The organism is Amycolatopsis echigonensis, assembly GCF_014174495.1.
Taxonomy (GTDB): domain Bacteria; phylum Actinomycetota; class Actinomycetes; order Mycobacteriales; family Pseudonocardiaceae; genus Amycolatopsis; species Amycolatopsis echigonensis.
This window is the reverse complement of sequence record NZ_JACJHR010000062.1, coordinates 19733-33185: the sequence shown is the minus strand read 5'-3', so window position 1 is coordinate 33185 and position 13453 is coordinate 19733. Positions and strand designations below refer to the sequence as shown.

Annotated in this window: 11 protein-coding genes; 6 read left to right on the top strand and 5 right to left on the bottom strand. The window is 69.8% G+C overall.

The features are described from left to right. The first annotated feature begins 3 nt into the window (after window positions 1–3). The 4 genes from H5411_RS32785 (at window position 4) to groL (ending at window position 4579) form a co-directional block, all read left to right on the top strand. Window positions 4–615, top strand: a complete 612-nt coding sequence (locus H5411_RS32785; RefSeq protein ID WP_183126031.1) for an AIM24 family protein — start codon at window positions 4–6, stop codon at window positions 613–615. 105 nt (window positions 616–720) lie between these two features. Beyond that, window positions 721–924, top strand: coding sequence for a cold-shock protein (locus H5411_RS32780; protein WP_009083993.1), 204 nt, complete (start codon window positions 721–723; stop codon window positions 922–924). A 71-nt stretch (window positions 925–995) separates the two neighbouring features. Beyond that, on the top strand, window positions 996–2684 hold the full coding sequence (locus H5411_RS32775; RefSeq protein WP_312878664.1) for a serine/threonine-protein kinase: 1689 nt from the start codon (window positions 996–998) through the stop codon (window positions 2682–2684). A gap of 266 nt (window positions 2685–2950) precedes the next feature. Further along, complete coding sequence (gene groL, locus H5411_RS32770) at window positions 2951–4579, top strand: chaperonin GroEL (RefSeq protein ID WP_037361473.1); 1629 nt, start codon at window positions 2951–2953, stop codon at window positions 4577–4579. Window positions 4580–4647: 68 nt separating this feature from the next. Here groL and H5411_RS32765 read toward each other — a convergent pair whose 3' ends face one another. Continuing rightward, a complete protein-coding gene (locus H5411_RS32765) occupies window positions 4648–4857 on the bottom strand; it encodes a PspC domain-containing protein (protein ID WP_167441980.1) in 210 nt (69 codons plus the stop codon). A gap of 85 nt (window positions 4858–4942) precedes the next feature. Beyond that, entirely contained in the window at window positions 4943–5881 is a 939-nt protein-coding gene (locus tag H5411_RS32760) for an o-succinylbenzoate synthase (protein WP_183126030.1), read from the bottom strand. A 67-nt stretch (window positions 5882–5948) separates the two neighbouring features. Here H5411_RS32760 and H5411_RS32755 point away from each other — a divergent pair, with 67 nt between their 5' ends. Further along, entirely contained in the window at window positions 5949–8735 is a 2787-nt protein-coding gene (locus H5411_RS32755; RefSeq protein WP_183126029.1) for an AfsR/SARP family transcriptional regulator, read from the top strand. A gap of 570 nt (window positions 8736–9305) precedes the next feature. Here H5411_RS32755 and H5411_RS32750 read toward each other — a convergent pair. Next, complete coding sequence (locus H5411_RS32750) at window positions 9306–10157, bottom strand: DUF72 domain-containing protein (RefSeq protein ID WP_183126028.1); 852 nt, start codon at window positions 10155–10157, stop codon at window positions 9306–9308. A 296-nt stretch (window positions 10158–10453) separates the two neighbouring features. Next, on the bottom strand, window positions 10454–11335 hold the full coding sequence (locus H5411_RS32745) for an SDR family oxidoreductase (protein WP_183126027.1): 882 nt from the start codon (window positions 11333–11335) through the stop codon (window positions 10454–10456). Between the two features lie 82 nt (window positions 11336–11417). Between H5411_RS32745 and H5411_RS32740 the strand changes: the two genes are divergently transcribed. Further along, window positions 11418–11996 carry a TetR/AcrR family transcriptional regulator gene (locus H5411_RS32740; RefSeq protein WP_183126026.1) on the top strand — a complete coding sequence of 193 codons (579 nt, stop codon included), beginning with the start codon at window positions 11418–11420 and terminating at the stop codon, window positions 11994–11996. 684 nt (window positions 11997–12680) lie between these two features. Here the strand turns inward: H5411_RS32740 and H5411_RS32735 are convergent. Then, a complete protein-coding gene (locus H5411_RS32735; protein ID WP_101437307.1) occupies window positions 12681–13442 on the bottom strand; it encodes a DUF4253 domain-containing protein in 762 nt (253 codons plus the stop codon). Window positions 13443–13453 lie beyond the last annotated feature (11 nt).

The window sequence follows — 13453 nt, the reverse complement described above, 5'->3', positions numbered from 1 at the left end:
GACATGCGCGTCCACACCAGGCACACGCCGGGGTTCGGCGTCGCCCGCGTACTGCTCGCCCCCGGCGAAGCCGTGCAGGCCGCCGCGGAAACGTTGCTGGCCAGCAGCTTCAACGTGGCGGAGACGAACCAGAACCGCGGCCGCAAGGGCGGCCGTTCGGTGTTCACCGCACCGCAGGAGGGCGGCTGGGTCGACCTGGCCCCGCTCGGCCCCGGCGACGTCTACCCGCTCGAACTCACCGGGTCCACCGGCTGGTCGGTGCACCGCGAGAGCGTGCTCGCCCGGCCGAGCACGGTCCGCGTCGACCAGAACTGGGCCCCGCTGCAGCAGTTGTTCGGCGCCGATTCCGGGTTCCTCGAGCACTACAGCGGCCGCGGCCCGCTGCTGCTCACCGCGCCCGGCCCGGTCGACTCGTTCGACCTCGGCCGCGGCGAGATCGTGACCGTGCGGCCGGACTATCTCCTCGCCTATCCCGACACCGTGCAATGCCGGTTGCGCGCGCTCGACCCGAGCGGCCCGCAATCGCTGCGCACCGGCGAAGGGCTCGTCCTCGATTTCGCCGGACCGGGGACCGTCCTCGTCCAATCACGCAACCGGCGAGTAGCGCGGGCGTAAGAGGAATCTGCCGATTACCCCATTGCCGGGAGCGCTGATTCCGGTAGCGTGAACTGCACTTCGCACGCTGATGGACAGCGGATTCTCGTCCCGAGGGAGGGCGCCGTGGCAGTCGGCACCGTCAAGTGGTTCAACTCGGAAAAGGGCTACGGGTTCATCGAATCCCCCGAAGGCCCGGACGTCTTCGTTCACTATTCGGCCATCCAGGCCGACGGATTCCGCACTCTCGACGAGGGCGACCGGGTGGAGTTCGAAGTCCAGTCCGGCCGCGACGGCCGAAGCCAGGCCGCGGACGTCCGCAAGGTCTAGCGAGGCAGGTCCGCTGACCGGTTGGGCGAACCGGCAGTGGCAGCGGATACCGGCGCGTTAAGCTGCGCTGCGTGACAGGCGACGTGTCGGGGGACCTCACCGGTCGCCAGCTGGGCCACTACCGCATCGACTCGGTGCTCGGCAAGGGCGGCATGAGCGTGACCTATCAGGCCACGGACACGCGGCTCGGCCGCAAGGTGGCGCTGAAGGTCATCGGTGACCACCTCGGCGCCGACGCCGAGTTCCGCGAGCGGTTCGTCGACGAGGCACGCAACACCTCCGCGATCGACCACGCCAACGTCGTGCCGCTGTACGACTTCGGCGAACTCGACGGCATGCTCTACATCGCCATGCGGATGGTCGACGGCGGAGACCTCGCCGGCCTCATGTCCGCGGGCCCGATCAGCCCGTCCCGCGCGCTCAGCCTGCTCGACCAGGTCGCCGACGCCCTCGACACGCTGCACAACCACGGCCTCGTGCACCTTGACGTCAAACCGGCCAACGTCCTCGTCACCAGCCGCGAGACCTCGCGCGAGCACGTCTACGTCGCCGACTTCGGTCTCACCCGCCGCGGCGCCACCGGCCACCGCACCCGCGGCGGCGACTTCCTCGGCTCGCCCACCTACGCCGCGCCGGAACACCTGCGCGGCGAACCGCTCGACGGCCGCACCGACCAGTACGCCCTCACCTGCGTGCTGTTCGCCTGCCTGACCGGCAACCCGCCGTTCCGCGGTGACGTCCCCACCGTCATCAAGGGCCACCTCGGCGGAGAACCGCCGTCGGTGGCGAGCGTGGTCGCGCTCCCGGCCGCCGTGGACGACGTGATCCGCAAGGGCATGGCGAAAAACCCGAACGACCGCTACCCGAACTGCGTCGCGATGATCGCCGCGGCCAGGGTCGCGCTCGGCTCGCTCGCGACCTCGGACACCCCGCCGGGCCCCGCCCGGCCGAACGGACTTCCGGAGGCGGGCATGCAGCAAGGACCTGGCGGCGCCGGCGGACCGGGAGCCAGCGGACCCGGCGGTTCGGGACCCGGGGCTGGCGGACCGGCTGGGCAAGGCGGACCTGGCGCTGGTCCCGGCGGGCAGCCTGGAGCTCCCGGAGTTCCGGGACAGGGCGGTCCCGGCGGTGGTGCGCCGGGCGGCCAGGGCGTCCCCGGTGGTTGGGGCGCCCCGCAACCCGGTCAAGCGGGATACCCCGCCCAAGGCGGCTACGGCGGTCCCGCCGGTTACGGCAACCAGCCCCCGCCCGGTTATCCAGCACAGCCCGGACAGCCGCACCCTGGCCAGCAGGGCTACCCCGGCCAAGCACCGGCAGGCCCGCCTCCCGGCTACGGCTACCCCGGCCAACCGGGACACCCGGGCCAGCAGCCACCGCAAGGCCCCCCGCCCGGCTACGGCGGCTACCCGAACCAGCCCGGCTACCCCGCTCAGCCCACCCAGCAGGGGCACCCGAACCAGGCCTTCGGCGACCCGATGCGGCTGCGCCCGCCGTCCCCGGCAGGCGGCGCGGGCGCGTTCGAAACGAAGCCCAAGAGCGGCGGCCTGAAGTGGCTGTGGATCGCGCTGGGGGTGCTCGTCGTGGCCGGACTGGTCGTCGGCGCGATCTTCCTCTTCGGCGGGGACGACAAGGACAACGGCGGCACCGCTCCGACGTCCTCGGCGCCCAACATCCCGGTCGGTCCGGGCGGCTCGAAGTCGGCCGGACCGTCGTCGCTGCGCCCGCCGCCGTCGTCGATCCACATCCAGCCGAGCCACTGACCGGGTCGACCTGGTCCCGCCGGGCACCGGCGCTGACCTGCGCTCCTTGCACTCGACCCCGGAGAGTGCTAAACACGGCATTGGCACTCGACGCCGTCGAGTGCTAGGCGAGCGGTCACCGACCGCCTGCCTGAAGGTCGGGACGGTGAGGCTGACCCACCGGTCAGTCGTCCGTCGCGGGCACCGAGCCTGGCCGAGGACGTGTCCTGCTGCCGCCGCTGGAGACAGCGCGGCGGTGGCGCCCAATACCGGAGGACCACACCGCAATGGCCAAACTGATCGCGTTCGACGAGGACGCCCGCCGCGGTCTTGAGCGCGGCTTGAACACCCTCGCCGAAGCCGTCAAGGTGACCCTCGGCCCGCGGGGCCGGAACGTCGTGCTCGAAAAGAAGTGGGGCGCGCCGACGATCACCAACGACGGTGTCTCCATCGCCAAGGAGATCGAGCTCGAGGACCCGTGGGAGAAGATCGGGGCCGAGCTCGTCAAGGAAGTTGCCAAGAAGACCGACGACGTCGCGGGCGACGGCACCACCACCGCCACCGTGCTGGCCCAGGCGCTCGTGCGCGAGGGCCTGCGCAACGTCGCGGCCGGTGCCGACCCGATCTCGCTGAAGCGCGGCATCGAGGCGGCTGTCGAGGCCATCACCGAGCAGCTGCACAAGGCCGCCGTCCAGATCGAGACCAAGGAGCAGATCGCTGCTACCGCCTCGATCTCGGCCGCTGACCGCACCATCGGCGAGCTGATCGCCGAGGCGCTGGACAAGGTCGGCAAGGAAGGCGTCGTCACCGTCGAGGAGAGCAACACCTTCGGGCTCGAGCTGGAGCTCACCGAGGGCATGCGCTTCGACAAGGGCTACGTGTCCGGTTACTTCGTGACCGACCCGGAGCGCCAGGAAGCCGAGCTGGAGGACCCGTACGTCCTGCTCTTCGGTTCCAAGATCTCCAACGTCAAGGACGTCCTGCCGCTGCTGGAGAAGGTCATCCAGTCCGGCAAGCCGCTCCTGATCATCGCCGAGGACGTCGAGGGCGAAGCCCTGGCGACCCTGGTCGTCAACAAGATCCGCGGCACCTTCAAGTCCGTCGCCGTCAAGGCCCCGGGCTTCGGCGACCGCCGCAAGGCGATCCTGCAGGACATCGCGATCCTGACCGGCGGCCAGGTCATCTCCGAGGACGTCGGCCTCAAGCTGGAGAACGCGGACCTGTCGCTGCTGGGCCGTGCCCGCAAGGCCGTCATCACCCGTGACGAGACCACCATCGTCGAGGGTGCGGGCGACGCCGACCAGATCCAGGGTCGCGTCAACCAGATCCGCGCGGAGATCGAGAACTCCGACTCGGACTACGACCGCGAGAAGCTGCAGGAGCGGCTCGCGAAGCTGGCCGGCGGCGTGGCCGTCATCAAGGCCGGCGCCGCGACCGAGGTCGAGCTGAAGGAGCGCAAGCACCGCATCGAGGACGCGGTGCGCAACGCCAAGGCCGCCGTGGAAGAGGGCATCGTCGCCGGCGGTGGCGTGGCCCTGATCCAGGCTGCCGAGGCCGCTTTCGCGGGCCTGAAGCTCGAGGGCGACGAGGCCACTGGCGCGAACATCGTCAAGGTCGCCGTCGAGGCTCCGCTCAAGCAGATCGCGATCAACGCCGGTCTCGAGGGCGGCGTCGTGGCGGAGAAGGTCAAGGGCCTGCCGCAGGGCCACGGCCTGAACGCCGCCACCGGCGAGTACGAGGACCTGCTCGCGGCCGGCGTGCCGGACCCGACGAAGGTCACCCGCTCCGCGCTGCAGAACGCCGCTTCCATCGCGGCGCTGTTCCTGACCACCGAGGCTGTCGTCGCGGACAAGCCGGAGAAGGCTGCTGCCGCTCCGGCCGACCCGTCCGGCGGCATGGGTGGCATGGACTTCTGAGTTCGGCTGCTTTTCCGGCGAAGCCCGGTTCACCCTCGCGGTGGGCCGGGCTTCGCCCGTTCCTGGGCTCAGTCTTCGGGCGTCAGGACCGCGGCGGCGGCGTAGACCGGGAGGATCACCCCGGCCGAAAGCACGGCCCCGGCGACCGCGGCGATGCGCACCACCGCGGGGTCGACGTTGAGGTAGTTGGCCCATCCGCCGCACACGCCGGTGAGCATGCGGTCGGAGCGGCTGCGGAAGATCTTCTTGGCCGGTGCGGCCTGCACGTTGTCCGTCATGCCAGCAATACTCCGCGCCGGGAGCCCGCCGCACATCCGGGAACGTCCCGGAGAAAGCCCTGGGGACGCGACCCTGAAGTCTCCCTTATCCGCTGATCTTCCGGACCCGCTCGAACCGGTCCAGCCACGCCGCTTCCACCTCGGGCGACGCGGCGAATTCGGCGTAGGCGTCGGGTTCCGGCGCTTGCCGCAGCACCGGCAGATGACCGTCCACAGGGGACAGTGTGGCGGTGCAGACATCCCCGCGCAGCAATGACATCGTGCCGAGTCCGCAGGCGAAGTCCAGCTCCGGCAAGGCTCCGGCGAGGGCGAGCCCGGCGGCCAGCCCGACACTTGTCTCGACCGCCGACGACACCACGCACGGCAGGCCGCACGCCTCCGCGACCTCCAGCGCACGCCGTACTCCGCCGAGCGGGGCGACCTTGAGCACCGCGATGTCGGCAGCTCCCGCGACCGCGACCTTCAGCGGATCTTCCGCGCGGCGGATCGATTCGTCGGCCGCGATCCGCACCGACACCCGGCGTCGAACGGCGGCCAGGTCGTCGATGGTCGGGCACGGCTGCTCGGCGTACTCCAGTCCACCTGCTGCGCGGTCCAGTTCGCCCAGCGCGTGCACGGCGGTGTCGACATCCCACGCCATGTTGGCGTCGACCCGGATCGCGCCGGACGGACCCAACGCGTCGCGCACCGCTTCGATGCGCGCGCAGTCCTCGGCCAGTGTCGCGCGTTTGTCGGCGACCTTGACCTTCGCGGTGCGGCAACCGGAGGTTCGGACCAGTTCGTGCGCGCGTTCCGGCGACACGATGGGGACTGTCGTGTTCACCTCAATGCGGTCGCGGACCGGTTCGGGCCAGCCTTCTTCGCTCGCCTCGAGCGCGGCGGCGAGCCAGGGAACGCTCTCGGTGTCCGAATAGTCCGCGAACGGGCAGAACTCGCCCCAGCCGGCGGCACCGCGAACCAACAGCCCTTCACGGACGGTGATGTCCCGGAACCGGGTGTGCAGCGGGAGCGCGTAGACCTGCATGACTGCCGATCATGCCATCGCCGCCGCGGCGGAACCTAGGTGCCGCGGGGGCCGTCTCAACGCCACAATGGAACGTGTGGACGGCCTCGACTTCCGGGTGCTCGGCCCGGCCGAGGTGCTGGCCGGGGACCAGGTGGTGCCGCTGGGCGGCAGCCGCCCGCTGATCGTGCTCGCCGGACTGCTGCTGCGGGCCAACCGCCTGGTGTCGGTCGACGTGCTCAGCCACTGGCTGTGGGGCGACGACCAGCGCCGGTCGAAGGGTGCGCTGCAGACCTACGTCCTGCGGTTGCGGCGGGCGCTCGGCGACGGCGCGTCGATCCGCACCGAACGCGGCGGCTACCTGCTGGAAGTCGACGAGAACGCGGTGGACCTCGGTCGGTTCCGGCAATTCGCGGCGCGGGGCCGCAGCGCGGCGGAACGAGGCGAACACCGGCGGGCGGCGGGGTATTTCGAGGCCGCGCTGGGGCAGTGGCGGGGCCCGGCGCTGCAGAACGTCGAGTCGGACGCACTGCACCGGGACGAGGTCGGGCAGCTCGCCGAGGAGCGCACGCGGGTGCGCGAGCTGTGGGCCGAGACGTTGCTGACCGTCGGCGAACACGACACCGTCGTGCCCGAGTTGGAGCGGTTGACGCGCGAAAATCCGTTGCGGGAACGACCGCACGAACAGTTGATGTACGCGCTCCTCCGCTCCGGGCGGCAGGCCGAGGCGCTGGACGTGTACCGGCGGATCAGCGGATTGCTCGCCGAGGAACTGGGCTTGGACCCCGGTGCCGGACTGCAGCGCGCACACCGGCTCGTGCTGGGCGGCGACGCGGGCACCCGTTTCCGGACGCCTCTGGAACCCCATATACCGCACCAACTTCCGGCCGATCTAGGTGCTTTCGCCGGTCGAGCAGCGGATCTGAAAGCCCTGCGCGCGTTGCTGCCGGAAGCCCTCGACGACGGGACCTCCACGCCCATCGCGTCGGTGGAAGGCATGGGCGGACAAGGGAAAACCACCCTGTCTGTCCACTTCGCACACCAGATCGCCGATCGTTTTACCGGTGGTCAAGTGTTTCTGGACTTGCGTGGCTACGGTCCAGGCGCACCGGTGCCACCGATCGCCGCGCTGGAGACAATGCTCATCGCGCTGGGTGTTCCCGCCGACCGAATTCCGTCCGGTTTGGACGAACGAGCGGCGACTTGGCGCACGTACACCACCGGTCGGCGGCTACTGGTGGTTCTGGACAATGCGAACAGCACCGAACAAGTGCGCTACTTGTTGCCTGGACCGGGATGCCTTGTCGTGGTGACGAGTCGCTGGCAGTTGCGCGGACTGGTCGCGACACACGGCGCCCGACGAATCGCTCTGTCTGAATTGGACAGTGAAGAAGCGGTGGAACTGCTCGCCTCGGCCATCGGGGTCGAGCGGGTGCACGAGGATCCCGTCGCGGCTGGCCGGTTTGTGCAGTATTGCGGCGGACTCCCGCTGGCGATCCGGATCCTCGCCGTGCGCGCGGCGCAGTTCCCGCGGCTGCCGCTGGACGAGTTCGTGACAGCGCTGCCCTCGGATGCCGGCCGGTTGAGCACTTTCGACCTAGGCGACGGCGACGAGACCAACATCCGCACGGTCTTTTCTTATTCCTACCGGGTTTTGTGTCCAGCGGCGGCGAGGCTGCTGCGGTTGCTGGCGCTGTCGGTCGGCCCGGATTTGTCGCTGGGTATGGCAGTAGCGCTCAACGGAAGGTCTGAAAAGGACACTCGCGGCGCTCTCGACACGCTCGTTTCGGCGCACCTGCTCACCCAGCCGAAACCGGGCCGGTACCAGTTCCACGACCTGATTCGCGCCTATGCCACTGAACTGTCGGAACAAGAAGACGACGCCGCCGAACGCATGGCGGCCAGCGCGCGATTGCTCGACTGGTTCATCGCGTCGGCGCGGAACGCGGGTCTGGCGATGCGTCCGCACCAGCTGATGGACGAAATCGGGCCGATCCTGTCTGACGGAGTGCTCGAGTTTTCGGACTTCCACCGGGCGTTGGCTTGGTTTATCGAGGAACACGCGAATCTGCTCTCGGTGATCCAATGGTCGTTCCGGATCGGCCAGTACGCGCGGTGCTGGCGACTGGCGTGGTCGCTGTTCACCTACTTCGCCGGCCGCGCACGGGTCGACGAATGGCGGTACGTCTTCGAGATTGGCCTGCGGGCGGCGCGGAATTCCGGTGAGCGGCACGGTGAAGCGGCGATCCTCAATGGACTCGGCGTGATCGAGGGAGTCGCGCGGAACTACGTGCTGGCGCGCGAGTATCTCGAGCAGGCGCTGGCTGTGCAGCTGGAACTGGGCTCGCTGCCGGGAGAGGCGCGGGCGCGTTACAACCTGGCGATGACCGCGCAGAACATCGAGGACTTCCCGGAGGCGTACCGGCATGGCCTGCGGTCGCTGGAAATCACGCGGGAACTGGGATTCACCTCGGTGGAGGCGAACGTTTTGCGCGCCTTGGGCGACCTGTGCGCGATGATGGGCGACTACCCGCAGGCCCTGTCGCTCGCGGACGAGGCGCTGGCTTTGGTCCCTCCGGACGACCTGCCGCAGGGCCGCTTTTCGTTAGCCGCGAGGGCCCGCGCGTTGCTGGGCTTGGGGCGGCACGTGGAGGGAATCGAGTGCCTGTCCGAGGCAGTCGACATGTTCTTCGCCATGGATGAGGAGTATGAGGCCGCGGATGTGCTGTCGGAACTCGGCACCGCACACCTACGCTACGGCCGCACCGCCGCGGCCCGAGACTGCTGGCTACGCGCGGTCCGGTTGTTGACGAGGCTGGACCACCCGGACGCGGACCGGGTGCGGGCGCAGCTGGCTGGGTTGGTGCGGGGGTAGTTTCGGCGGTGATGCCGCGATGCCGGGCTCGGGATCGCTGGCTGGGCAAGGTTGTTGATGCGGTTGGTGCATTCGGATGCGGATCGTCCGCAAAGCCGCAGTGCGCACACGCGCGATGGCAGCGCCGCCGTGGTGCGGGATTGCTGGGTAAGTGCGGTTCGGTTGTTGGCTCGGCCGGACCACTCTGATAGGGATCGGATGCGAGCGCGGTCGACCGGATTACGGTGAAAGGAGGTCCGGCCTTACCGCTGCTGCGCGAGATTGGTTGGCCCACCGGGACGGAGCAACTGCGGGACCAATTGGCCAGAGGCGTGAGGGCGGCTTCGGCCAGATCGCTGCGGTCCGAGATGGTGCGGGGTCTGGCAGGTGGCGCGGCTGGAACATCCCGGCGCGAAGTGGGCAAGCACAGTTGCCTGGCACCAGGGCCAACTTCCGCCGTTTGACAGAGTGTTTCCTGTTGTTCACCTGAGGGCAGCGGGGCGCGGTGGTCCGCGTGCCGACCCCCAGCGGCAGCACGTAGACCACCGGCGGCCCGTGCCACTACCCAACCGGAGTGCGCTCACTGTCCGCTCACTGTGTCGGGTCGGGTTCTGCGGGGAGGCCGAGCAGGCGGGCGAGCGTGACGGCGTTGTGCGGGGCCGCGACTTTGCTGTCGTTGTCGAAGTAGACGTGCACGTCGCGGCGGCCGTTGTCGTGCCATTCGGTGATCTTCGCGGCCCAGGCGCGCAGGGCTGAGTCGGAGTAATTGCTGGTGTAGAGCTCTTCCGCGCCATGCAACCGGACATAACTGAAATCAGTGGTCTGGTCCTCCCGGTACGGCCACGGCGCGGCGGCGTCGGAGGTCACCAGGGCTACCTGGTGTTTTTTGAGCAAATCCAGCGCTTCGCTCGTGGTGAAGCTCGGGTGGCGCACTTCGAGCGCGTGCCGCATCGGTCGGTCGGATCCTGGTTCCAGAAACGGCGGGGACTTGAGTTTGTCGTCGTGTTTCGCTCCGAGCGTGGCTGCTTCGGTGGTGGTGCGGGGGAGTTGGCTGAGGAACGTCGAAACCCGATCGGCGTCGAAGGCCAGCCGCGCTGGGAGTTGCCAGAGGAACGGTCCCAGTTTGTCGGCGAGCGCGAGGACGCCGGACGCGAAGAAGTTGGCGAGCGCGGTTTCGACGTCCCGCAACTGTTTGAGGTGCGTGATGAACCGGCCGCCCTTGACGGCGAACAGAAATCCGGCTGGGGTTTCGGCGCGCCAGCCGAGGTAGCGCTCCGGTCGCTGCAGCGAGTAGAAGGACCCGTTGATCTCGACGGCGTTCATCTGCCGGGAGAGGTGCTCGAGTTCGCGTCGTTGCGGCAGTCCAGACGGGTAGAACGCGCCGCGCCACGGCGGGTATCGCCAGCCGGACGTGCCCACTCGGATCTGGCCGATTTCGCTCACCGCCTTTCGTGCCCGGGGATTCCCGTCTGGACGGTCGCGGAAACCCAGCCTTTGGGACAGCTGGGCTGATTATTGGGACAGATGTCCTGTTCGCCGGGCTGCGGCGGTCACAACAGTCGCGGCCCGGATACCGGAGTGCTAGACGTGCGTGGAGCTGATGACCTGACCGCCCGGTGGGCGCGGGACGATGTCGAACGGAGTCGCGACGTTGGGGGCATGTTGCGTGGCCGCGTCGATGAGCTTGCGCGGTGCCGGGAGGTCGGTCAGAGCGAGCAGGAAACCGTCGGACCCGAGGTTTACGGCTGGAGGTTCTCCAGGTCCTCGAGCAGGTTCGGGTGCGTGGGCTGCCAGCCGAGGACTTCGCGCGTACGGACGCTGGTGGCGGGCTGGTCCCGGGCGAAGATCGGGCCGAACGGGCCGAAGTTTTCCTGCGGCACCGGTTCGACTGGCAAGCCGAGCCGTCGGCCGATGACGGCCGCGATGTCGCGGACCGCGTCGCCCTCGTCGGCTACGGCATGCCAGGCCGTTCCGGCCGGTGCTGATTCGAGCGCCAGGCGGAACAGGGCCGCCGCGTCGCGTGCGTGCACGGCTGGCCAGCGTTGGGTGCCGTCGCCGGGGTAGCCGACCACGCCGGTGCGGCGCGCCTGTTCGGTGAGCAGTCCGGCGAAGCCGCCCTGGCCCTCGTTGTGGACTGTGCGCGGCATGCGGACCGCCGTGGCGCGCACGCCGCGTGAAGCCATCGCCAGCAGCGCATTGACCGAGCGGCCGCGGCCGGCGACTGGACCGTCGGTCGGCAGCGGATCGTCTTCGGTAGCAGCGCGGCCGGGAACCCACGGCGTACCCGAGACCGTCACGATCGGACGGTCGCTGCCGACGAGTTCTTCTCCCAGCGCGGCCATGGCGGCGCTCTCTTCGGCGATCGACCGCGCGAGCGCTTCCTCGGTGCTGTAGTCGCTGCCGAACGCCAGGCTGATCACGCCGTCGGACTGCGCGGCACCGGTCCGCAGGACGTCGAGGTCGGCGATTTGCCCGCGCAGCACCTGGGCGCCGGCGTCGGTGAGGGCCTGCGCGGACTTGTCCGAGCGGGCCAGCGCGAGAACCGTGTGCCCGTTGGCGAGCAGTTCGGCCACGACCGCGGAGCCGATCGTGCCCGTACCGCCGGTGACGAAAACCTGCATGAGACTCTCCCGAGGTGATAAGACCTTTGTCCCGTCACCATACACAGTGACGGGACTCTTGTCCCGTCACTAGGATGAGCTCATGGCCCGATGGCAACCGGAGACAACGCAGCGGCTTGTCGTGGCGGCGGTCGACCTGTTCACCGAGCAGGGCTACGACGCCACCACCGTCGCGCAGATCGCCGAACGCGCGGGCGTCACCAAGAGCACGTTCTTCCGGCACTTCTCCGACAAGCGGGAGCTGCTGGTCGCCGGTCAGGAGACGTTGAGCCGGCTGCTCTCCGAGGGAATCGCCGAGGCGCCCGCGGAAGCCAGCCCACTGGAGGCAGTCGCGGCCGGTCTCGAACGAGCGTCCGGGGCGATGGGGCCGGCGAACCGCGAACTCGGCCCTCGCCTCAAGGCCGCGGTGGCGGCCAGCACCGAGCTTCAGGAACGGGACGCGCTCAAGAACGTCGGCCTCGCGGCTTCGATGTCCTCCGCGCTGGTCGCGCGCGGGGTCCCCGACCCGACCGCGCATCTCGCGGCTGAGTTGGGGGTTATCGCGTTCAAACGGGGCTATACGCAGTGGTCCGAAGCCGAGCGCGACAGTGAGCACGGTCTCGCGCACTACGCGCTGGCGGCGCTACGGGATTTGCGTGCGGCTGCGGCGTCATTGGAGTGACGCGCGGCGCGAGGCTTGTCTGAGGGGTCTGGCTCAGTGCTCGACGCGGTCACTATCGTGCCTCGCCTCGCCTCGCCTCGCCTCGCCTCGCCTCGCCTCGCCTCGCCTCGCCTCGCCTCGCCGTGCCCGCGGCCGCCGGGCTGTGACGAGTCGGCCAAGCCGATGAGACCCGTCGGATGTCCCTGCCGCGCTGGCCGGTGAGGCTCCGTCGAGACGGTCAGGTCTGCCCGGCCCGACGGATTCGCCGACGTCGCCGTGCCTGCCAGTTCGCGGTCAGGTCGACGGATCGCCCGGCGCTGCCGGATGCCGCCGTCTTTGTGGGGGCCGCAGCTTCGCCGGGTCCGATGGATCCTGGCGGGTTGGACGGATCGCTCAGTTCCCTCCGTCGACGGATCGGTCGGCGCCGCCGTATCCGCCAGCTAGCGGCCAGGTTCGACGGATCGCCTGGCGCTGCCGGACGCCGCCTTCCTGGGGAGGTCCGCCAGCTCCGCCGGAGCCGATGGATCCTGCCGCGTTTGACGGATCCGTCAGCTCCCCCGCCGACGGATCCGTCAGCGTCGCCGTATCCGCCGGGCCCGCCAGCTCCGCCAAGCCTCGCTGTGCCGTTGGAGACCGGCGGATCCGGAGCGGCATCGGCGGAGCCTGCGCCGCCTTCGGCCCCGCAGTCCGCACCTCCTCATTTCCTCAGGCCCACGAGAATCGCCACCGTCGGCTCTGTACCAGGGACGTCGCGTACTCCCGCAAATTCCCCGGCTGGGCGAGGTATGTCGGGAGGCTGAAGGCCCGGTGCTCGGCCGCCACTGTCAGCGCCCTGGCGTGGGTGCGGGGTGGGGCGGAGACCGACAACTCGAGCGAGTCGAAGCCCAACGTCACCAGCGTCGCGCCGAAGCGGTCTTCCCAGCTGCGCAGGACCGCTGACAGTTCCGCGACCTGGTCTGTCGACTTGATCATTCCCGTCCAGCCGATGAGGGCCGGGACGTCGGCCGGACGGTCGGCTTGGACCAGGCCGAGCCGGTGCGGGGTGCGGGCGGTCAGGATCGAGCCGGTGTTGCCCGCCTCGGCCAGCGGGTCCGAGCGGCGGTGCGAGCGTTTCGCCAGCCCGGGGAAGCGGGTGCCGAAGGGGCGCAGGCAGGCTCCGCCACAGCACGAGCCGTCCCACCAGCGGGCCAGTACTTCGGCGGGGTCGGCGTTGCCGATGCGGTGACCGGCCGGAGCGAGGCGGCCGCGGTCGTCCAGCCAGTCCTCGCCGCGGGCGGTGAAGCGCTGGTCGGGCGGGATCAGCACGGGCCACAGCCCCGACCGCTCGAACTCCGCGACACAGCTCAGGTACCGCTGCGGCCGCGCGAGCGGCTCCTCCGACACCCAGATCCGCCCGTGCCAGCGCCCTGGCGGCAAGGTCTGGACCGGCGGTGCCCCGACGCCGGGGCGGAACGGTGCGATCGTCATGAGCTTCCCCT